Here is a 22134-nt window from a genome sequence, read left to right as displayed (position 1 = left end):
AGCCCCTTCCTATTATGATTTAGCCAATAAAGGCCCTAATGGGCGACCACCCACTAAATGCATATGAATATGGAATACCTCTTGTCCAGAATGCTCATTGCAATTCATAATCAAACGATAGCCATTTTCAGCAATGCCTTCTTCTTTGGCAATTTTAGCTGCCACCGTAAATAAACGCCCTAACGCCAGTTCGTCATCCACCGTCACATCGTTTACTGTGGGGATTAATTTATTGGGGATAATTAAAATATGTGAAGGCGCTTGTGGCGATATATCACGAAATGCCGTGACAAGCTCATCTTGGTAAACGACATCCGCAGGGATTTCGCGACGAATGATTTTACTAAAAATTGTTTCTTCTGCCATATCAATTCCCTTACTAATCCAATAGTTAGTTTATATATTGTTAACAAGTTACCCGTTATTCGAGCCAACATTCAAATGAAATAAACGATTGAAATTTTGTGTTGTAATTTCAGCCATTTGTTCAACGCTAACCCCTTTCAGCACCGCCATGTATTCAGCCACATCACGTACGTATGCAGGCTGATTTTCTTTTCCACGATGCGGTACTGGGGCCAAATATGGGGAGTCTGTTTCGACCAAGATTCTATCTAGGGGCACAATACGCGCCGCTTCTCTGATTTGTTCAGCATTGCGGAATGTCACAATCCCTGAAAATGAAATATACATTCCTAAATCGAGCAATTCGCTAGCTGTCGCTTTGTCTTCAGTGAAACAGTGTAATACCCCACCACACTCACTAACTTGTTCTTCACGTAAAATTGTTAGCGTATCCTTTTGCGCAGCACGCGTATGTACGATCACGGGTTTATTTACTGCTCGGCCGATACGGATATGCTGACGAAAAGACTCTTGCTGCAATGCAGCATTCTCTTGTTGATAGTAGTAATCAAGCCCTGTCTCACCCAGTGCCACAACCTCAGGGCCGGCGGCTAATTGCGCTAAGCGCTCAAAGTCATAGCCTTCGTCTAAATTAAGTGGATGAATACCACATGAAAAAGCAATATTGTCACGTAACCCAATGAGCTTTTTCATCTGTTCAAAACCGGGCAGCGTTGTTGCCACGGCAAGCATGAAACGGACATCACGAGCCGATGCCTTAGCGATAACATCATCGACATTAGTGTGTAATTTTTCATAATCTAAACAGTCGAGATGGCAGTGTGAATCAACAACAAACATATTTAACTCTTTTTAAAATGAAGGTGAAGCCAATAAGGCTTCCCATTGTAATAATTGATTGGTCAGAATAAGTTCCTGATTAAGCGCAGGAACTGTCAATAATTGATAACGACAATGTAGCCACTGTTCATAAGCCTCCAATAATTGAGAACGGTTCATGGTACTGGCCAATTGCATAACTTGTGCAAGATGATCTTGGTTAATACAGAACGTTGTCGCACCTTGCTGTACTTTAACTGCATCGGAAAGTAAGGTTAATAACCAACTTAGGGCAGCTGAAGCTTCTTCAATATTCAATCGTGGCAATAAACTTAGCATATCCCGCGTTTGTAATGCTGTAGAGATACTTTGGCATAATGCATTCCGTTTTTGCCAAAGATGTTCTTCTAACAGAGCCAGAGCGGCTACTGGAGCACCTTGACAAAGTTTCAATGCGGTTATTGCGTGATCAACAACTACATTTGGCTGTTGTTTTTGTAACCAATACAACGCAATTTGTGGCTCAGGAGCTGGCAAAAAATGACTTAAACAACGGCTACGAGTTGTGGCAAGTAAATTCTCTGGTTTGTCACTACTTAATAGAAAATAAGTGTCTTTTGCAGGCTCTTCCAGCGTTTTTAGTAACGCATTCGCCGCAGCATCAGTGAAAGCTTCAATTCTAGGAATATACACCACTTTATTGCCACCTTGTTGAGAATGACTACTCAAGGTTTCAATTAATTTCCTAACAGCATCAACACTGACCGTTGATTTACCTTTTTCAACGTCAATAACATGATAATCGGGGTGTGTTCCTGCTAGCATTAATCTGCAGCTATGGCACTTCCCACAACTTTTCAGCCCTTCACGCTCTTGGCAAATAAGCCAACGACTAATACCATAGCAAAGTGCATCGGCCCCATTTCCAGGCAAAGAATGAAGTAGTAAGGCATGGTGCCCTCGCCCACTTTGATAGTTCGCTATAATTTGCCGGTAAGGTTCATTTAACCAAGGATACCAATTCATGTTATTAACACCTTACTTTTTGCCTATCATTATTTAGCTAGCCATTGGGTCAGTGTTTGGCGAATATCATATTGTACTTGCTCAATATTTTGGCTCGCATCAACCGTCAGTATTGTTTCATCTTCCGCTGCCAGTTCAAGGTAGCGGTGACGGGTCCTTTCAAAAAAGGCTAACGATTCTTTTTCGATTCTATCTAACTCACCGCGGGACCTTGCACGTTGTAAGCCCAATTCTGGCGATAAATCAAGATACAAGGTTAATGATGGTTTAAACTCACCAAGTACCAAATCACGTAACGACTTCATTAACTGGTGGTCGATTTCCCTTCCGCCGCCTTGGTACGCCTGTGATGACAAATCATGGCGGTCACCAACAACCCATTTACCTGCGGCTAAAGCCGGTTTAATCACTGTTTCAACGAGTTGAACTCGCGCTGCATATAACATTAATAACTCAGCTTTATCAGTGACTTTATCGCCTTCAATCCCTTGTTTGATCAGCTCTCGTAGCTTTTCGGCTAGTGGCGTCCCACCCGGTTCCCGAGTGAAAACGATATCCGTAATACCCGCCTGATTAAGTGTATCTACCACCGTATTGATTGCAGTCGTTTTGCCTGCACCTTCTAATCCTTCAATAACAATAAATTGATTTTTCATTTTTTTATCATTTTTGCTGTTCAAATTGGCGATAAACTTTGACCGCCCGATTGTGTTCATTCAAGTTGCGACTAAAAGTATGACCGCCTTTACCATCTGCGACAAAATAGAGGTAATCCGTTTTAGCTGGGTGCGCAGCCGCTTTTATTGATGCCAAACTTGGCATTGCTATCGGTGTTGGCGGCAACCCATCAATTTTATAAGTATTGTACGGTGTGTAATTGTCTAAATCACTACGATAAATCTTACCATCATACTTATCACCTAGGCCGTAAATAACTGTTGGGTCGGTTTGTAAGCGCATATTTTTCTTCAAACGATTAACAAACACCGATGCAACTTGCGACCTTTCACTCTCTACACCGGTTTCTTTTTCAATAATTGAAGCCATAATCAGCATTTCATAAGCATTTTTATAAGGTAGGTCTCTATCTCGCCCTTGCCATTCTTCTTCAAGGCTACTTTGCATGCGCTTATATGCACGCTTTAAAATTTCCGTATCTTTTGTCCCCGCCGTATATAAATAGGTGTCAGGGTATAACCACCCTTCTAGTGTACCTTCACCTTTGAACCCGATAAACGCATGAAGTTCTGCTGGTGTCATCTCTGTCGATGTATGTTCTAAGTAAGGGGCATCACGTAAAATGTTACCCCAATCATTCAATCGGTTACCTTCAATAAAACGAATAGAAAATTGAGCTTCTTTACCGCTAACCACTAACGATAATAATTGTTCTACGGTCATGTCAGGTTGTAAACGGTATGTCCCCGCTTTTAATTGAGCGAGTTCCGGCCGTAATTTTAATAACCATTGAAACTCATTCCCCTGCTCAATCATATTTTCTTTGACTAGCAAGGCTTCAAATGCAACTCGCCCGGTCCCTGTAGGAACCGTTAAAATTTTCTCTTGAGTCAAGTTAATGGGGGTTTTCGCATAGTTCATGACTTGACGATATTGTAAATATACGGCAACGGCTACAACAGCAGTAAGAGTCACAGTAATCAGAATGATTTTTTTGGCTAATTTCATTTATTGACCATTTCAATAAGTGTTTAGGTAATAGTGATATAGTTTTTAGATACTAGATTTTGCAGCGCAAAAAGAGATACTCAAATAATTCACGCGACATGAATTGTAATGGCGACTGCCCTTTGCTTAACTGAATGCTTTGTACAGGTAACACTGGCATCAATGCATTACAAATAATCACTTCATCACAATAATTCAAAATAGAGGCAAACCGCTCAACTTCTTGAAAATGGTACTGACTATCTTGCAGTAGTGCTATGATCTTTTGTCTCATTAATCCATTCACACCACAATGAGATAATTTTGGGGTGTAGACTGTTTGACCAACTCGCCAAAAGACATTGGCACTACAACATTCAACGATAACGCCGTTGGTATCAAGTACGATGGCCTCATCCGCGTTATACTCATCAATTTCTTGTCTGATAAGAACTTGCTCTAACCGGTTGAGGTGTTTCATACCTGCTAATAATGGGCTACGTGCCAATGGGATCTCACTTAAGATTAACGCAGCCCCTTTACATTGTAGTTGAACATAGTTTTGTGGAAAGGGAGAAACACTGACAATCACTGTTGGTGAATTAAAGCCTCTAGAACTATAACCCCGCCCCCCTGCACCACGGCTAATTATCACCTTTAGCACCAGTTCATCTTCTACTTGCTGCGCGCAAATATGCAATAAATGCTGTTTCAGCATACCCCAGTCAGGCTGAGTTATTTTCAACCTCTGGCTGTCATGCTGCAAACGTGCAATGTGCTCATCTAACATTTTAGCTTGCTGATTAACGACATGTACGGTCGTAAAGCAGCCGTCCCCAAAAGAGACTGCACGATCAGTTACGCTTATTTGCTGGCAAACTTGCCCATTAACCCAATATGACATTGATAATACTTATAATAAAAGCTGATAAATCAGACAGTAAACAAGATGAGTCATCATAAACTAAAGCGAATGGCTGTGCAAAGAGATGGGCAAAATAAAGCCCTAGTCACTTTCAGCGACTAGGGCTAATTAATAACGGTGATAGATTATTTACTCGCCGTGATAACGACGGAAAATCAATGAACCGTTTGTACCACCAAAACCAAATGAGTTACACAGAGCATACTCCATGTTCTCAACCTTGCGTGCATGACCTGGGACAAAGTCCAGTTTGCATGCTTCATCTGGGTTATCCAGATTAATGGTTGGTGGAACAGTTTGATCACACAATGATAAGATGGTAAAGATTGACTCAATAGCACCCGCTGCACCTAAAAGATGCCCTGTCATGGATTTGGTTGAGCTAACGAGTACATCAGTACCCTCACCAAATACAGACACAACAGCCTGTGCTTCGGCTAAGTCACCCGCAGGTGTCGAAGTACCGTGAGCATTAATATACCCTACGTCACTTGCTTGAATACCTGCATCTTTCAGTGCGTTTTCCATTGCAAGCGCTGCGCCTTCCCCATTTTCTGGAGGTGAAGTCATATGGTAGGCATCACTGCTCATCCCAAAGCCTGCAATTTCGGCATAAATTTTCGCACCACGCGCTTTGGCATGTTCATATTCTTCAAGAATAATGATACCTGCACCATCACCAAGAACAAAACCATCACGGTCTTTATCCCAAGGGCGACTTGCTGCTTGTGGGTCATCATTACGAGTTGATAACGCTCTTGCTGCGCCAAAACCCGCAACACCAAGCGGGGTTGTTGCTTTTTCAGCACCGCCTGCAACCATTACTTCTGCATCACCATAAGCAATCATACGCGCCGCATGACCAATATTATGCACACCCGATGTACAGGCTGTAGCAATAGAAATACTGGGACCACGGAAACCGTACATAATACTTAAATGACCAGCCACCATATTAATGATGGTTGACGGTACGAAGAATGGGCTAACTTTTCGAGGACCACCGTGTAATAGAGATTCACAGTTATCCTGAATTAACCCTAACCCACCAATACCAGAACCAATCGCTGCACCAATCCGAGTAGCATTGGCTTCTGTTACTTCCAACCCTGCATCTTTAAAGGCCTGAAAGCCTGCTGCGATGCCGTATTGGATAAATGGGTCCATTTTTTTCGCATCTTTACGAGAGATGCCAAAATCTTCGTAATTGAAATCTTTTACTAAGCCAGCAAATTTAGTTGCGTGGTTAATAGTATCAAAATGCTCAATTAGGCTGATACCACTCTGTCCGTCACAAACAGCTTTCCATGATGACTCAACTGTGTTGCCGACAGGAGATAACATGCCCAGTCCGGTTACGACTACACGACGCTTAGACACGTATTTCCTCCAAGGAGGGAAAAGTTACAAAGGAAACATAGGCGATCGAGTGATCGCCTAGATAAGTTTTCGTACAATTATTTAGATGCGTTGCCGACGTAATCCAACGCTGCCTGTACTGTTGTGATCTTTTCAGCTTCTTCGTCAGGGATTTCGCAATCGAACTCTTCTTCTAGAGCCATAACCAGCTCAACTGTGTCAAGAGAATCAGCGCCCAAGTCATCAACAAATGAAGCTGTATTTACAACTTCTTTCTCTTCAACACCCAGTTGTTCAACGATGATTTTCTTAACGCGTTCTTCGATAGTGCTCATACTATTAAAATTCCTATCAAAACTCGCTTTCGCGATGGTTTTCGTAGTTTATGAAATACAGGAAAAGATACAACCCAATCCCGACTGTTGGAACCATTATTTTGCATTATTTAGCGTTGGATAACACTAATAATGCAAATAGTTCCATCATTTCTTTAGATCATGTACATGCCACCATTGACATGCAATGTTTCACCTGTGATGTAAGCCGCTTCGTCAGAAGCTAAAAACGCTACAGCACTGGCAATTTCTTGTGCATCACCCAGTCTATCAGCAGGAACCTGAGATAAAATGCCTGCACGCTGTTCATCTGTCAATGCTTTAGTCATATCAGTTTCGATAAAACCAGGTGCAACGACGTTGACAGTAATACCACGAGAAGCGATTTCACGAGCTAATGATTTACTAAAACCAATCAGCCCAGCTTTCGCTGCCGCGTAGTTTGTTTGCCCCGCATTTCCCATCACCCCAACAACAGATGCGATAGAAATAATACGACCATAACGTTTTTTCATCATGGCACGCAAAACGGATTTAGACAAACGGTAAACGGATGAAAGATTGGTGTCAATAACATCTTGCCATTCATCATCTTTCATACGCATCAATAGGTTATCACGTGTGATACCTGCATTATTAATCAAAATGTCAATTTCACCAAATTCTTTACGGATCTTGGTCAAAGTTTCTTCGATTGATGCTGCATCAGTCACGTTTAACGCTAAACCTTTACCTTTACCATCAAGGTAAGCGGTAATAGCTTCTGCGCCTTTTTCGCTTGTTGCGGTCCCAATAACAGTTGCACCGCGTGCGATTAAGGTTAAAGCTATCGCTTTACCTATCCCACGGCTAGCACCTGTTACCAGTGCAATTTTTCCTTCAAAGCCCATGTCTTCCTCAGCTATTTTCTAAAGCAGTGCTCAATGATACAGGATCATTGATTGCTACGGCAGTTAAATTAGAGACAATTCGCTTGGTAAGACCAGTCAATACTTTACCCGGCCCTACTTCGATAAGGTGTTCAACACCTTGATCTGCCATCAATTCTACTGTTTCCGTCCAACGGACTGGATTATACAGCTGACGGACTAAAGCATCACGAATATTTTGCGCCGATTGCTCTATTTTAACATCAACATTGTTGATAACTGGATAGTCTGGCTCACAAAAATCAATTTTTTCTAACGCATCGGCTAATTTATCAGCAGCAGGCTTCATTAATGCACAGTGAGAAGGAACACTCACAGATAACGGCAATGCACGTTTTGCTCCTGCTTCTTTACATGCAGCCCCTGCACGTTCTACTGCAGCTTTTTCACCGGCGATAACGACTTGCCCAGGTGAATTAAAATTAACCGGAGAAACAACTTGGCCTTGTGCAGATTCTTGACAAGCTTTTTCAATGGATTCGTTATCTAAACCGATAATGGCATACATCGCACCCGTCCCTTCAGGAACAGCTTCTTGCATTAATTTGCCACGTAATTCAACAAGTTTAATTGCTTGTTTAAAATCAATAACCCCTGCGCAAACCAACGCGGAGTATTCACCTAAGCTATGACCCGCCATAATCGCTGGCATCGCTCCATTTTTGTCTTTCCAAATACGGAAGATAGCCACGGATGCAGCTAACAATGCGGGCTGAGTCTGCCATGTTTTATTTAATTCTTCTTCTGGCCCATTTTGTACTAGTGCCCAAAGATCGTAACCCAATGCTTCCGATGCTTCAGCGAATGTCTGCTCAACTAGCTGATTTTCCTCAGCCAGTGCCGCTAACATACCTAAAGACTGAGAACCCTGTCCGGGAAATACCATAGCAAATTGTGTCATGTCTATTTTCTCAGTTAATTAAAAACGAACTAATGCAGAGCCCCAAGTGAAACCACCACCAAAGGCCTCTAAAAGCACCAGTTGACCACGTTGAATACGGCCATCTCGAACCGCTTCATCCAAAGCGGTTGGAACTGATGCTGCAGAAGTATTACCATGACGGTCAAGGGTGACAACAACTTTATCCATTGTCATATCTAACTTTTTAGCCGTCGCAGATATAATTCTTAAATTTGCTTGATGTGGCACTAACCAATCAAGTTCTTCTTTTGCAATACCACTTTCAGTCAATGTTTCATCAACAATATGGGCTAATTCGCGCACTGCAACTTTAAATACTTCATTACCCGTCATCGTTAAATACGCTGGGTCTTCAGAACAGCGACTGCGGTTAGGCAATGTTAATAAATCACCATAACGACCATCCGCATGCAGATGAGTAGAAATAATACCCGGCTCTTCAGATGCACCAATAACTACAGCCCCTGCTGCATCACCAAATAAAATAATAGTACCACGGTCTTCAGGGTCTAATGTTTTTGATAATGCATCAGCGCCAATCACCAAGGCTTTCTTCGTCATACCTGTTTTGACAAACTGATCCGCAATGCTGATTGCATAAGTAAAACCAGCACAAGCTGCGGCGACATCAAAAGCAGCGCAATCATTAATACCTAACAGTTGCTGTATTTGGCAAGCTGCGCTTGGAAAGGCATGCGTCGCTGATGTTGTTGCAACAATAATCAAGCCTATTTCAGCCGCCTCAATTTGAGCCATTTCTAGCGCATTTTTTGCAGCATGTAACCCCATCACTGAGACACTTTCGTCTTCGTTTGCAATTCTTCTTTCGTGTATTCCAGTGCGTGTCACAATCCACTCATCAGAAGTATCAACCATTTTCTCCAGATCAGCATTGGTGCGCACTTGCGCTGGCAAGTAGCTGCCTGTTCCTAAGATTTTACTGTACATAGCCATAGGTTATTGATCACTCCTGGGTAAAACAATATTTAGTCGCGCTGTTATTCTTTCTGGGACTTGCTTTTCAACAGCTTGTACTGCGCGGTCAATTGCGGCTTTAAAAGCGCCTTCATTCGCTGCACCATGACTCTTGATGACAATACCTTTTAATCCTAACAGAGTCGCACCATTATACTGGTCGGGGTTCATATCCCCAAAACGCTTCATTAAACGTTTTTTTAGCCATTTTTTCGCCAGTTGCATCAACCAACTGCGTTTTTTATTTTGATCACTTGATGATTTTATCAATGAAAGGATCACTCGGATGACACCTTCCATTGTTTTTAAAGAGACGTTACCTGCGAAGCCGTCACATACTAATACATCAGTTTTGCCTGTCAGTAATTCATTACCTTCTACATAACCAATATAGTTAATTGACGTTGTTTCTTTTAACACGGAGGCGGCTTCGCGGATATTATCTAGCCCCTTGCTCTCTTCTTCGCCAATATTGAGCAAAGCGACTCTAGGTTTAGAAATATTGACCACTTCTTCGGCCATAACTGAACCCATTACAGCAAATTGCACTAACATATCACTACTACAATTGACATTAGCGCCTAAATCAAGCACAACTGTTTGGCTTTTTTGCTGATTAGGTAAGATGGTCATTAACGCAGGACGTTCAATGCCGTCTATCGACTTTAACATCAATTTAGCTAACCCCATCAGTGCACCGGTATTGCCTGCACTCACGCACGCTTGTGCCTGCCCAGTTTTTACCAACTCCAAAGCCACTCGCATTGACGTCCCCTTACTTTGTCTTATGGCATTCGATGGCTTAGCATCATTTGCGATAACACCGTCCGCAGGGATTATTTCGACACGCGAAAGTTGCTCTGCACGACATTGTGCAAGCAAAGGTTGAATGGCATCGGGTTGACCGACTAGCAGTAATTTTAGCGCTGGATTAGATGCCAGTGCCTGCAATGCAGCAGGCACCGTGACGCGGGGACCAACATCCCCGCCCATAGCATCTAACGCAATGGTTAGATTAGCCAAGGTAACAACAAATTACTTGCTGATAACCTTACGGCCACGGTAGTAACCATCTGCAGTCACGTGGTGACGCAGGTGAGTTTCACCGGAAGTTTTATCTACAGAAACTAGGGTAGCAGTCAGTGCATCATGTGAACGACGCATACCGCGTTTTGAACGAGTTGGTTTATTCTGTTGTACGGCCATTGACCTTACTCCTTAAGTACTTTTCTTTAAACTGGCTAATACGGCAAATGGGTTTGGTTTTTCTGCCTCAGGAGGCAGTTCACCAAAGACCATATCCGCTTCGGACACTTCACAGTGTTCAGAATCATGAACCGGAACCACTGGTAAGGAAAGAATTATTTCATCTTCTATCATTCCCAGCAAATCTATTTCACCAAATTCATCAATTTGAATTGGCTCGTAGAGCTCCGGTAATGCTTCGGCCTTTTCGTCATTGACGACAGGACTAAAACAATACGATACGTAGACATGATGCTTGAAATCAGTTCTGCAACGTTGACATTTTAAGGTGACATCCACTTGGGATTTCCCCTCAATGACAGTCAAACGCTGATTATCAATTTTAAATGATAATTCGGTTTCTACATCACTATCTACACTGACTACTGATTCGGCAATACGTGTAACTTGCTCAGGTGTATAACTCCCGACATAGTCGAGGTTTTTCTGAGCTGCACGCTGCGCATCGATAGTCAGGGGTAATTTTACCTTTTGCATAAGGCGCGCATATTAACTTTGTAATGAGCTATAGTCAAAGAAAAAGGCGGGGTAAACTCGCCTTTTCACCAAAAAATCGCAGGTTTTGCGTTTTATAGTTTAAAATGAGTTAACCCTTTTGGCTACGAGTTTCGAGAAAAATCATGAAATCGATTATTTTGGCGTCAACTTCAGAGTTCCGACAAACCTTGCTAAAAAAATTAGGATTACCTTTTTTAGCGGTTCCACCTAACATTGATGAATCGCCTATTTTACATGAATCGGCTCAAGAACTGGTCATGCGGTTAGCCCATGCAAAAGCCGCCGCTTTGGCGAACCAATACCCACAACACCTCATCATTGGTTCCGACCAAGTCTGTGTCATTGATGGAAAAATAGTTGGCAAACCTCATAGCTTTGATAACGCCTTCAAACAATTACAAGCCGCATCAGGAAATAAAATTACCTTTTATACCGGTTTGTGTTTACTTGATACTGAAATAGGTAAGTTTGATGTGCAATGTGAATTATTCGATGTCTATTTTCGCCAACTAACGGATGACGAAATCACTCATTATTTGCATAAAGAAGAACCTTTCCAGTGTGCTGGTAGTTTTAAATCTGAAGGATTGGGCATTGCTTTGTTTGAACGGCTCGAAGGAAGAGACCCTAATACATTAATCGGGTTACCTATCATATTGTTATTAGAAATGTTGAGAAAGTGCGGTGTTAACCCCCTAAGCGATTAACTAAATAGAGCATGGCGCAGTGACAGGGGTTCACTCTCTGTCACTGCCAAAACTATTAAATTGCTGTTTTACGGTTACGCAACACTTTTAAGCAACGGGTTAACCCTGCATCCATAGGTGCCTGTAAGCGCATTTCTTCCCCTGTATTTGGGTGTGTGAATTTCAGCGCACTGGCGTGCAGAAATAAACGGTTTAAACCTGTATCCGCCAATTGGCTATCAAATTGCCTGTCACCATAGCGGTCATCAAATGCAATGGGATGCCCCGCGTATAAAGTATGTACACGGATTTGGTGAGTACGCCCTGTCACTGGGCTAGCCTTAATTAAGGTTGCATTTTCAAAGCGCTCTTCAACTTTGAAACGCGTTTCTGAAGGCTTACCTTCACTGTTAACTTTTACTACTCGCTCACCACTTTGGAGGATATTTTTTAGTAGCGGCGCTTGAACGACCTTAGTATGCGACTGCCAATTTCCTCGAACTAGCGCTAAATAATCTTTTTGCATTTGCTTTAAGCGCAATTGTTCGTGTAATGCCCTAAGGGCTGAGCGTTTTTTGGCCACCAATAAAATACCTGATGTATCCCTATCAAGGCGATGAACTAACTCAAGAAAACGAGCTTCTGGGCGTAGCGCTCTAAGCCCTTCAATCACCCCAAAACTGAGCCCACTTCCGCCATGTACCGCCGTTCCAGAAGGTTTGTTCAGCACTAAGATATAATCATCTTCAAATAAAATACAGTCAGCAAGCGCTGCCACTTTCCCTAATTTAGCTGATACTGGCGCTGTTTCACGCTCAGCAACCCTAACTGGCGGTACGCGAACTTGGTCCCCTTCCAGCAATTTATATTCTGGTTTTATCCGCCCTTTGTTAACACGCACTTCCCCTTTACGGATAATGCGATAAATCATACTTTTTGGCACACCTTTGAGTTTGGTGAGCAAAAAATTGTCGATGCGTTGCCCAGCTTCGTCATCGCTGATCTCAATAAATTGAACTTGGTTTTGTATATTCATTCGGGAATGCGTTAACTCTAATTGATTAAAATATGCTCTTATTCGCTCTCTCTATCATACCGACTCCACAAAATTTTTTATCTTTTTTTTTAATTTGTCTATTTTCTGCCTGATTTATCCTATTTCTAAATAAAATTTCCATATAACTTCCGTATCGACTTGCTATAATGTCTATGGCAATGGAATAATACGAAGTCGCCGAAATGTTTAAAAAACGAAAATTGGCGTTATATAGGATTTCTTATTTGATGACGTAACAATGCAGCAATGGCGTAAGACATTTAGCAACATCAAATAAATTAGCGAGCAACGAATTTTAGCTTATTGGGTTAGGAACTTCCGTTTTCAATAACATACGGCATCCTGATTAAGAACGCTGAATTTTTAATCTAAAAATCAGGTTCACCGAATACTGCGCGTCTCTATACGAACGACTGCCGCGAGGCAGACGGTTTTGTAAAAATCACGAGGCCATCGGTTTACAGTAGCTCATTCTTTCGCTGCTCTTTATTTAAAGAAAATAATTGAGTAAGTAATAACATGAAAAGAATGCTAATAAACGCAACTCAACAGGAAGAGTTGCGTGTTGCCCTTGTTGACGGGCAACGTCTTTATGATCTGGATATTGAAAGTCCAGGTCATGAGCAAAAAAAGGCCAATATTTACAAAGGTAAAATCACCCGCATTGAACCCAGTCTTGAAGCCGCATTTGTTGACTACGGCGCTGAAAGGCACGGTTTCCTTCCTATCAAAGAAATCGCTCGTGAATACTTCCCAAGCAACTACCACTCTCAGGGCCGTCCTAACATTAAAGATGTGTTAAAGGAAGGCCAAGAAGTTATTGTCCAAGTTGATAAAGAAGAACGAGGCAATAAAGGTGCAGCACTAACGACCTTTATTAGTTTGGCTGGGAGCTATTTAGTTTTAATGCCAAATAACCCTCGCGCAGGGGGGATTTCCCGTCGTATTGAAGGTGAAGACCGTACAGAACTTAAAGAAGCTTTGTCTTCTTTAGAAATTCCAGACGGTATGGGGTTAATTGTCCGTACAGCAGGTGTAGGCAAATCAGCAGAATCACTGCAACAAGATTTACTTTATCGCTTACGCCATTGGGATGCTATCCAAAAAGCGGCTGAAAACCGCCCTGCACCGTTCCTTATTCATCAAGAAAGTAACGTTATTGTTCGTGCGTTCCGTGATTATCTACGCCCTGACATTGGTGAAATTCTTATTGATAACCCGAAAGTGGTCGAAATGGCTCGTAACCATATTGAAGCTATCGGTCGCGGTGATTTCGCCAGCAAAATTAAACACTATAGTGGTGATGTTCCTTTATTTAGCCATTATCAAATCGAGTCGCAAATTGAGTCTGCATTCCAACGTGAAGTTCGTTTGCCTTCAGGTGGCGCATTAGTCATCGATACGACTGAAGCATTAACCGCTATCGATATCAACTCCTCACGGTCAACCCGTGGCGGTGATATCGAAGAAACTGCATTCAATACCAACTTAGAAGCGGCTGATGAGATTGCTCGCCAGCTACGTCTACGTGACTTGGGCGGTTTGATTGTCATTGACTTTATCGATATGACACCGGTTCGCCATCAGCGTGAAGTTGAAAATCGTCTACGTGAAGCCGTACGACAAGACCGTGCGCGCATTCAAATTGCACGTATTTCTCGTTTCGGTTTACTGGAGATGTCACGTCAACGTTTGAGCCCTTCTCTTGGTGAGTCAAGCCATCACGTCTGCCCTCGTTGCATGGGGACAGGGACAATTCGTGATAACGAGTCACTATCGTTGTCTGTGCTTCGTCTTATTGAAGAAGAAGCCTTAAAAGAGAATACCCATGAAGTACACGCGATTGTGCCAGTCCAAATCGCGTCTTATCTACTAAACGAAAAACGCAAAGCAGTCAGTGATATTGAACAACGCCAAAGCCATGTGCGTGTGGTGATTGTCCCTAATGACCAAATGCAAACGCCTCACTTCCATGTGATCCGTATTCGTAAAGGCGAAGAAGTTAACACTCTAAGCTACAATTTAGCGCAATATCATGAGACAGAAACGTTAAATCAAATTGATGAAACGACTGCAGAGCGTAAACTTCCTGAGCAACCAGCGATTTCGGCTTTTGCCCTGCAAGAACCTGTCGACATGCCTGCGGTGAAACCTAAAGAAACCGTTTCAAAAACCCCAGCAAAACCCGTGACAACAGAGCAGGCAACGCCAGGCTTATTCAGTAAAATTGCGGCCTTCTTCAAGAAGCTATTTGGTGAGGAAGAAGAAAAGGTGGTTGAGAAACCAGCACCGAAACCTCGCAATAATAATGACCGTCGCCGTAATAACGATCGTCGTCGTAACAATGATCGCCGTAATAATAACCGTCGTGACCGCGATGATAATGAAAACCGCGAAACTCGTGACAATCGCGACAATCGCAATAATCGTAATGCGACTGCGGATGAAACCAACAATCGTAATAAAGGCCGTAATAATAAAAATACGAGCCAACAAGATGAGCAAACAACTGATAGCAACAATCGCGATAATCAGCAACAACGTCGTGAGCAACGTGCAGAGCGTCGTCGCCGTCAGGACGAAAAACGTCAGCAACAAGCTGCAAAAGCACAACAAGATGCTCAACAAGATAACGTCGAAAATGTTGCGGAGAAAGAGGAACAACAACGCCCTGTTACACCTCGTCGCCAACGTCGCCAGTTATCACAGAAAATCCGTGTTACCGATAACGACCAAGTTGTAGATTCGGTTGAAACATCACAGGAAGTGGTGGCTACGCAACCTCTTGCCGCATTGCCTGTCGTTGTAACGCCTGTCAATCAGTCTGAAGGTGAAGTTAAAACAGATGACCTGCAAGGCGTAAACACTCAAGCAGATGACGAAGAAAAGCAAGACACCATCATTCCTCGTCGTTCACGTCGTTCGCCACGCCACTTACGCGTAAGTGGGCAACGTCGTCGTCGCTACCGCGATGAGCGTCATTTGAATAAGTCGCCAATGCCATTAATCGCTGCGGTTGCCTCACCTGAACTAGCATCAGGTAAAGTATTTATTCATTATCCTATCGCCCAACCACAACAAGAAGGTATGGCGATCATTACTAATGAAGAAATGCTGGAACAACAAAGTGTTGATGAAGCCTCTTCGGCTGAAAAAACAAAAGTGACAGCGTCACAATCAGAGGTTATTGTTCCTGCTGTAACGGCTACCGCTGTTGAGGTTGCTCAGGTAGAAGTATCAGAAACGGTTGCATCCCCTGTTGTGGAAGCTGAAGTTAAAGCCCCTATCGATGAACAACCAGTAGAAGCAGTACCTGCTGAGATTGAGGCCGTTGAAGTGACTCAATCTGAAAACACACTAACTGAAACTACAGCAATCGTCGAGAAAGCGCCTGAAACAACAGAGCAAGTGATTGAGTCTCCTGTTGAATCTGTTGTTAAGTCAGAAACAACTGAGCTCGTTGTAGAAGAAGCTTCCGCTCAAACTGAAGCTGTTGATGAAACTGTGACTCAATTCGTTGAAGAAACATCAACGTCTGAGGTTATCGTTGAGACAGCAAAAGAGCCCGTAATAGTTAAAGAGGTTGAACCCGTTAAGGTCACCGAATCAACTGTTGTCGCTGTAAGCTTACATAAACGCCATGCGTATTCACCAATGACTAAAGCGCCTGCCCCTGAAACTTCGGGTGCGTCATTTGAAATTAAAGAATACCTACGCGATGCCTCAACCTTTGAAGGTAAAGGTGGCGCAGGTGGCCATGTTGCTTCAAACGTCGCAACCTCTGAAATGGCAAAACCTGCTGATTTCTAAGAACTAGCTAGCTGTAAACATAAAAGCCTTGATAGGAAACTATCAAGGCTTTTCTTATTTACAGCTGATTTTTATAAAGAAGTTTTAATACTTACGGTGACCTAGGCGGCAAACTAAACGAGGCCCTAGGAGCATACATCAGTATGTGACTAGGGCGAGTGTATGAAACCAACAACGCTACATCCCTAAATAAAGTACAAGTAGAATACCTAAATAAAATTCAAGTAAATTAATCCTCTATATAGTTCGACTTGTAGCTAGGCGGCAAACTAAACGAGGCCCTAGGAGCATACATCAGTATGTGACTAGGGCGAGTGTGTGAAGCCAACAACGCTATATCCCTAAATAAAGTACAAGTAGAATGCCTAAATAAATTTCAAGTAAATTAATCCTCTATATCGTTCGACTTGTCCCTAGGCGGCAAACTAAACGAGGCCCTAGGAGCATACATCAGTATGTGACTAGGGCGAGTGTGTGAAACCAACAACGCTACATCCCTAAATAAAGTACAAGTAGAATACCTAAATAAATTTCAAGTAAATTAATCCTCTATATAGTTCGACTTGTAGCTAGGCGGCAAACTAAACGAGGCCCTAAGAGCATACATCAGTATGTGACTAGGGCGAGTGTGTGAAACCAACAACGCTACATCCCTAAATAAAGTACAAGTAGAATACCTAAATAAATTTCAAGTAAATTAATCCTCTATATAGTTCAACTTGTAGCTAGGCGGCAAACTAAACGAGGCCCTAGGAGCATACATCAGTATGTGACTAGGGCGAGTGTGTGAAGCCAACAACGCTACAAGGTGAAATATGACGAGGATTTTTAGAACCAAGGTGCTTGGATCATCACCGAACCATAGAACAGCGCACGGCCGGCCAATTCTCCGCTAAAAATCGCCAACATCACCAAAGCCATTACCATAACCGATGGTCGTTCCTTATATGCTTTCATTGCCACAATACATGGCAATAGCATACTCATTACAACTTGCCACCACAGTAAATAGCTTCCTCCTTGGCTAGCGGGTAATTGCAAGCGAATGATTTGCGCAGCTAATACCAACATAACACCTATCAGCACCCCTACTTTGATAATGGATAGTAATGGTTTCCCTTGTCCAATAACGAATAAGGCAACTAGACTAAAACCAAGGACAATCGCACTACCAATGAACGCGATTTGCGTCGCTGGCGTGTGCCATAATGGATGCGCAACCATTTGATAATACACTTGTGCAGTTACAAAAATAGCCGCAATACCACCAAGAGCGCTTAACCAGCCAAGTAACTGATTTCGCACATTCACTTGGGGTGATACCCAACACGAGAGTGCCCATAACGTGACAAGACCATTTAATAAAATAAATGTCACCGCTTCACGGCTCAACCATGAATGGCTTAACCCAAGTATGGAGCGATACGCTTCTAGTGGTACTCCCAAATGCCCCATTGACATAGAAGAGCCGATCACCTCGATTAACCAAATCGCTAATACTGCTCTGCGTAGCACTCCGCCTGATAAAATATTTTCCTTGCTAGCATTCATTTGATAAATAGTTAATGCAAGAATAGCGCCAATTCCCCACTGGCTCATTACCGTAAAAAATACCAGAGGAAGTTCCATATATTTAATATCCATGATTAATCCTCCATACCAATAATCACAATATTTGGATTGCTGATAGTGTGGTCTGGCATATTGTAACGTTGTTCTAACAGCGTCCAATTTGTTGTGTGTTTTTTACGTAGTTCTGTAATTTCACCGAATTCGATAGCCCCTGTTGGACAAGATTCCACACACCTTGGTAATAACCCTTCATCTAACCGTTCCGCACACATATTACATTTGCTGGTTTTACCTTCTACTGGGTCAAATACAGGCGCGTGATATGGGCATGCCATAATACACATCTGGCAACCTATGCACTTTTCATGGTCTTGGACGACTATGCCATCTGCTCGTTTTGTATAGGTATCCGCAGGGCAAACCTTTAAGCATTGAGGGTCATCGCAGTGATTACAAGACATCGTAATAAATGCTTGGGTATTTGGAGCATCACTATTAAACTCACGAACTCGGCGCCAAAGTACTCCTGGTGGTGTCACATTTTCCGACTTACACGCCATTGAACAAGTACGGCAACCGTAACAATCTTTAGTATTGATTAAAAAACCATATTGTTTAGCCATGACTAAGCCTCCCTTCTCACATCAACCAACGTACTATTGCAGCAATGCCCGGTTCCTAAATGTTCCACTTGGTCATTCGTGACATGACTACTACTTCCCCCTTGCTGCTCCCACCAGCCATTATCGAGAGAAATAACCCCTTTTTTAATATGAGTAGTCACTACCGCGATAGCGCGATGCTCGCCTCGGTCATTGAATGTAATTGCCCATTCACCATTCTTAATACCTCGTTGTTTTGCATCTTCTGGGTGGATTAACACATTAGGCTGGTTGCGCTGAACCTCAAGTATCCATTCATTCATGCCATGGCTTGAGTGTACACTCCGCGCCAACTTACGTTGCACCGCCATTAAAGGATATTTTTTAGCTAACTCAGGGGAACCTTTCACCGATTCAGTTACTTGGTAGTAAGCAACGACAGGTGAGAAATTTTTCTTTTGCCAATCTTCAATAAACAAATGTGCTTTCTTGGTTGATGTTCTAAAAACACCATCTTTGAACGGTATCCAATCCCCTTCAACAGGCCGTACAGGCCCTTTTTCCAGCATCTGACGAGTGATCCCAGAACCAGCTAAACAAGCATCGATATAATGTTCAATCGGTTGATTAAATACCTCACCAAAACCAAATCGTTCTGCTAAGCGGGCAAAAATCCAATAATCAGGTTTTGCTTCCCCAGCTGGTTCAACGGCTTTTTCCATTAATTGTACATATTGGCTGCGAACTCCGGCCATTAGGCTGGTATCTTCGAAGATTGTAGTGACGGGTAATACAAGGTCTGCATACAGTGCCGTGGAGCTCATTAGATTATCCGCTACCACAACAAATGGGACTTTCTTCAATGCTTCTCGAACCTTATTCGTGTTAGGTAATTGCGTCATTACCCCCATGGTCATAATCCACCAAAAATTAATCGGATGAGGTTTATCATTCACAATATAGTCGCCGACTTTAGCAACAGGAATAGGGGTAATTTTTTTGGCATTCGGTGCAGGTGGCACTATCGGGCTAAAATTCGCCATTTGCCGAGCACCACCCGCATCACAAACACCTGCCCCGCGCTTACCTATATTCCCTGTCAGTAGTGCAAGATAAAACTGGCTAGCAGCCACATAAGCCCCATGTTCTGTGCGCTGAGCACCGGACATATTTTGTACAATCATTGAAGGTGTAATCGATGAATAATCACGAGCAAGGCGTACGATAGTTTCAACGGGAACATCGGTTTCTTCACTAACACGTTTGACATCCCAACCTTTTGCCTGCTGGTAAATTTGCTCAAAGACCGTGGTGTAACCCAGGTTATCCGGTAATTCATTTTGGAATAATGCGGGTTTGATATTCGGTGTGTCATGGCGAGCCAATTGCCCACTTAACAGGTCAAACACTAAGTAACTGTCTTTATCGTTATTATCTTGCCTAACTTGCTGTTGTTTATCATCAACTAAGTACACGGCTCCAGTATGAGCCCTGAGAAAATCCTCATCGATACGGTTTTCTTCAATGATAATTTTGATCATCCCCAAAGCAAGTGCGGTGTCAGTACCCGGTATAATCGGTATCCACTCATCTGCTTTTGCTGCGGTTTCATTAAAACGAGGGTCAATCACCACCAGCCGAGCTCCATTTTTTCGGGCTTGGTTATAGTTTTTAAAATAGGCTTGCATCGTCACTGCTGGGTTATTCCCCCAACACAAAATATAACGACTATCCGCGATGGTATCCCGCGTATCGGCATAACGTAGCCCTAGCATCGGTATCATCGCAGCAGTGACTGCCGAGCAACATAAAGAGCCCGCTTGCTTTGTTGAGCCACCTAAATAATCAAAAAACGCTTTACCCATATCATTTTTAATAGAATCCATATTTCCGGCATGGGTCGATATGAATAGCCCTTCATTTCCATATTTGGTAATCGTTTCTCTGATATTTTTTTCGATAAGGTCGAGAGCTTCATCCCAACTTATTGGTTTGAACTCAGCTTTCCCTTTTTCACCGACCCTTAATAGTGGTGTTGTTATGCGTTGGTCATGATAAACCCATTTAGTCCGGCTCATTCCTCTTAAACAACATTTAACATTAAACCCTTCAGTTGCTTGTATTTTCATCAACTTACCTTGGTATGTATACGCTGTAAGGTTGCAGTGCAAACATTCCATAGCACAAGTTGATCGAAAGGTTTTGTAGTCAGATAGTTTTAATCTCACCCTAGGTAAAGGTTGATTATTATTCGCCTCAGCGAAAGAACAAGGAGCTATGGTAGCTAAACCAACCACGCCGAGCCCTTTTAATAGAGTTCGGCGTTTTATTCGTAATTCATTTATTGTTTTCATTATAGTAAACCTCGACATTGCTTTTTAAAGTTCACTATATATATACCTCATTCACAAATGGTGAACTTGAGTAATATCAAATACACTCATTATTTATGAGTAAAAATTAACTACTTCTTTAGTATTAGTATTCTATGCGTGATGGTTGTTAGCGGCTTAGGGCAACTCATGGTAAAATATGAGGACTTGTTAAACTGAGGTTTATCTATGTATTCTCTGCAAGGTGTTAATTCTGTTGATATAGCGGTGAGCATTTTAAATTATATTGCTCAAAATGGGGGCATTGCGCGCGCAGCTGATATATCAAAAGGCTGTGACATATCGAAAAGCCGTTTACATAAATACTTGGTTTCATTGTGTCGCACACAAATGTTATATCAAGACACACAAACAAGCCGGTATGGTTTAGGGCGTAACTTAACTTTTTTAGCTAATTTTGTTAAACCAGAGAGTTCTTATCTAGAAACCATCAATAAAAGCTTGATTCAATTTCGTGATGAGCAAAACGTTTCGACTGGTGTCGCCACACGTTTAGGAAAAGCACTCTCATTAGTGACGTACAACCGTAGCTTTAAAAATGTTGAGATTGATTTTTTACCCAACACCCCATTACCGATAGAAAAAAGCGCGGCAGGGCTGATTTACTCTGCGTTCGATAACCAATTTCAATCAAATTATTACTCCCCGCAAGAGTTGGAAAAAATCATCAAGCAAGGCTATGCCGTGCGCTATCAACCAACAGAGGGGATCCCTGGGGCGCAATCAATCGCATGCCCTGTCTTTAATAGTGAAGGTCAGTTGATTGCAGCTGCGGTAACGATGGGTTTTATCGATAAAAATGAAATGGAGCGATTAGCTCAAGAATTGATTAAACAAGTTAATACTTTGATTTTACAGTAGTTCAACGATAAATACCTGGGGCTACTTAGTTTTTGACTCGCCCCCATGCTAAAGTGACCATACTGTAA

At 42.5% G+C, this 22134-nt stretch carries 21 protein-coding genes; 3 read left to right on the top strand and 18 right to left on the bottom strand.

Annotated features, from left to right (window positions below; all coding sequences use genetic code 11):
- Positions 1 to 12: 12 nt before the first annotated feature.
- The 14 genes from hinT to yceD all read right to left on the bottom strand — a co-directional run bounded on the left by hinT (position 13) and on the right by yceD (position 11064).
- Positions 13 to 366, bottom strand: coding sequence for a purine nucleoside phosphoramidase (gene hinT, locus ABE954_RS09385; protein ID WP_042843448.1), 354 nt, complete (start codon positions 364 to 366; stop codon positions 13 to 15).
- A gap of 48 nt (positions 367 to 414) precedes the next feature.
- A complete protein-coding gene (locus ABE954_RS09380) occupies positions 415 to 1206 on the bottom strand; it encodes a metal-dependent hydrolase (protein ID WP_042843447.1) in 792 nt (263 codons plus the stop codon).
- A 12-nt stretch (positions 1207 to 1218) separates the two neighbouring features.
- Positions 1219 to 2211 carry a DNA polymerase III subunit delta' gene (gene holB, locus ABE954_RS09375; protein ID WP_272678032.1) on the bottom strand — a complete coding sequence of 331 codons (993 nt, stop codon included), beginning with the start codon at positions 2209 to 2211 and terminating at the stop codon, positions 1219 to 1221.
- Positions 2212 to 2240: 29 nt separating this feature from the next.
- Complete coding sequence (gene tmk, locus ABE954_RS09370; RefSeq protein WP_042843445.1) at positions 2241 to 2867, bottom strand: dTMP kinase; 627 nt, start codon at positions 2865 to 2867, stop codon at positions 2241 to 2243.
- 7 nt (positions 2868 to 2874) lie between these two features.
- Complete coding sequence (gene mltG, locus ABE954_RS09365; protein ID WP_042843444.1) at positions 2875 to 3897, bottom strand: endolytic transglycosylase MltG; 1023 nt, start codon at positions 3895 to 3897, stop codon at positions 2875 to 2877.
- Between the two features lie 52 nt (positions 3898 to 3949).
- On the bottom strand, positions 3950 to 4780 hold the full coding sequence (gene pabC / locus ABE954_RS09360; RefSeq protein ID WP_071548161.1) for an aminodeoxychorismate lyase: 831 nt from the start codon (positions 4778 to 4780) through the stop codon (positions 3950 to 3952).
- A gap of 150 nt (positions 4781 to 4930) precedes the next feature.
- Positions 4931 to 6181 carry a beta-ketoacyl-ACP synthase II gene (fabF, locus tag ABE954_RS09355; RefSeq protein ID WP_042843442.1) on the bottom strand — a complete coding sequence of 417 codons (1251 nt, stop codon included), beginning with the start codon at positions 6179 to 6181 and terminating at the stop codon, positions 4931 to 4933.
- Between the two features lie 77 nt (positions 6182 to 6258).
- A complete protein-coding gene (gene acpP / locus ABE954_RS09350; RefSeq protein WP_042843441.1) occupies positions 6259 to 6495 on the bottom strand; it encodes an acyl carrier protein in 237 nt (78 codons plus the stop codon).
- A 155-nt stretch (positions 6496 to 6650) separates the two neighbouring features.
- Entirely contained in the window at positions 6651 to 7385 is a 735-nt protein-coding gene (fabG, locus tag ABE954_RS09345) for a 3-oxoacyl-ACP reductase FabG (protein WP_048607423.1), read from the bottom strand.
- Positions 7386 to 7392: 7 nt separating this feature from the next.
- The gene (gene fabD, locus ABE954_RS09340; protein WP_048607425.1) at positions 7393 to 8325 is read right to left on the bottom strand and encodes an ACP S-malonyltransferase; all 933 of its coding nucleotides are present in this window, start codon (positions 8323 to 8325) and stop codon (positions 7393 to 7395) included.
- Between the two features lie 18 nt (positions 8326 to 8343).
- Positions 8344 to 9294: a beta-ketoacyl-ACP synthase III gene (locus tag ABE954_RS09335; RefSeq protein ID WP_042844304.1), complete on the bottom strand. Its 951-nt coding sequence runs from the start codon at positions 9292 to 9294 to the stop codon at positions 8344 to 8346.
- 9 nt (positions 9295 to 9303) lie between these two features.
- Positions 9304 to 10344 (bottom strand): phosphate acyltransferase PlsX, encoded by a 1041-nt coding sequence (plsX, locus tag ABE954_RS09330; RefSeq protein WP_071548163.1) that lies wholly within the window; start codon positions 10342 to 10344, stop codon positions 9304 to 9306.
- Positions 10345 to 10356: 12 nt separating this feature from the next.
- A complete protein-coding gene (gene rpmF, locus ABE954_RS09325; RefSeq protein WP_006660802.1) occupies positions 10357 to 10527 on the bottom strand; it encodes a 50S ribosomal protein L32 in 171 nt (56 codons plus the stop codon).
- Positions 10528 to 10539: 12 nt separating this feature from the next.
- Positions 10540 to 11064, bottom strand: coding sequence for a 23S rRNA accumulation protein YceD (gene yceD, locus ABE954_RS09320; RefSeq protein WP_048607428.1), 525 nt, complete (start codon positions 11062 to 11064; stop codon positions 10540 to 10542).
- 143 nt (positions 11065 to 11207) lie between these two features.
- Here yceD and ABE954_RS09315 point away from each other — a divergent pair, with 143 nt between their 5' ends.
- On the top strand, positions 11208 to 11792 hold the full coding sequence (locus ABE954_RS09315; protein ID WP_129466068.1) for a nucleoside triphosphate pyrophosphatase: 585 nt from the start codon (positions 11208 to 11210) through the stop codon (positions 11790 to 11792).
- Positions 11793 to 11847: 55 nt separating this feature from the next.
- Here the strand turns inward: ABE954_RS09315 and rluC are convergent, their stop codons facing one another.
- The gene (rluC, locus tag ABE954_RS09310; RefSeq protein WP_071548165.1) at positions 11848 to 12807 is read right to left on the bottom strand and encodes a 23S rRNA pseudouridine(955/2504/2580) synthase RluC; all 960 of its coding nucleotides are present in this window, start codon (positions 12805 to 12807) and stop codon (positions 11848 to 11850) included.
- 540 nt (positions 12808 to 13347) lie between these two features.
- Between rluC and rne the strand changes: the two genes are divergently transcribed.
- A complete protein-coding gene (gene rne, locus ABE954_RS09305) occupies positions 13348 to 16638 on the top strand; it encodes a ribonuclease E (RefSeq protein ID WP_166696672.1) in 3291 nt (1096 codons plus the stop codon).
- Between the two features lie 828 nt (positions 16639 to 17466).
- On the opposite strand, the gene ABE954_RS09300 is transcribed toward rne, so the two are convergent.
- Genes ABE954_RS09300 through ABE954_RS09290 form a run of 3 tightly spaced genes read right to left on the bottom strand, consistent with a single transcriptional unit; the run spans position 17467 to position 21166 of the window.
- The gene (locus tag ABE954_RS09300) at positions 17467 to 18282 is read right to left on the bottom strand and encodes a DmsC/YnfH family molybdoenzyme membrane anchor subunit (protein ID WP_206227236.1); all 816 of its coding nucleotides are present in this window, start codon (positions 18280 to 18282) and stop codon (positions 17467 to 17469) included.
- Between the two features lie 2 nt (positions 18283 to 18284).
- Positions 18285 to 18833 carry a 4Fe-4S dicluster domain-containing protein gene (locus tag ABE954_RS09295; RefSeq protein WP_173424793.1) on the bottom strand — a complete coding sequence of 183 codons (549 nt, stop codon included), beginning with the start codon at positions 18831 to 18833 and terminating at the stop codon, positions 18285 to 18287.
- Positions 18834 to 18835: 2 nt separating this feature from the next.
- The gene (locus ABE954_RS09290) at positions 18836 to 21166 is read right to left on the bottom strand and encodes a molybdopterin-dependent oxidoreductase (RefSeq protein ID WP_042843429.1); all 2331 of its coding nucleotides are present in this window, start codon (positions 21164 to 21166) and stop codon (positions 18836 to 18838) included.
- 207 nt (positions 21167 to 21373) lie between these two features.
- Between ABE954_RS09290 and ABE954_RS09285 the strand changes: the two genes are divergently transcribed.
- The gene (locus ABE954_RS09285) at positions 21374 to 22066 is read left to right on the top strand and encodes a helix-turn-helix domain-containing protein (protein WP_042843428.1); all 693 of its coding nucleotides are present in this window, start codon (positions 21374 to 21376) and stop codon (positions 22064 to 22066) included.
- Positions 22067 to 22134 lie beyond the last annotated feature (68 nt).

This window comes from Providencia sp. TYF-12 (assembly GCF_041344805.1).
Taxonomy (GTDB): domain Bacteria; phylum Pseudomonadota; class Gammaproteobacteria; order Enterobacterales; family Enterobacteriaceae; genus Providencia; species Providencia huashanensis.
Note: the sequence above shows the minus strand (reverse complement) of the source record. Positions and strands in the feature narration are given on the sequence as shown.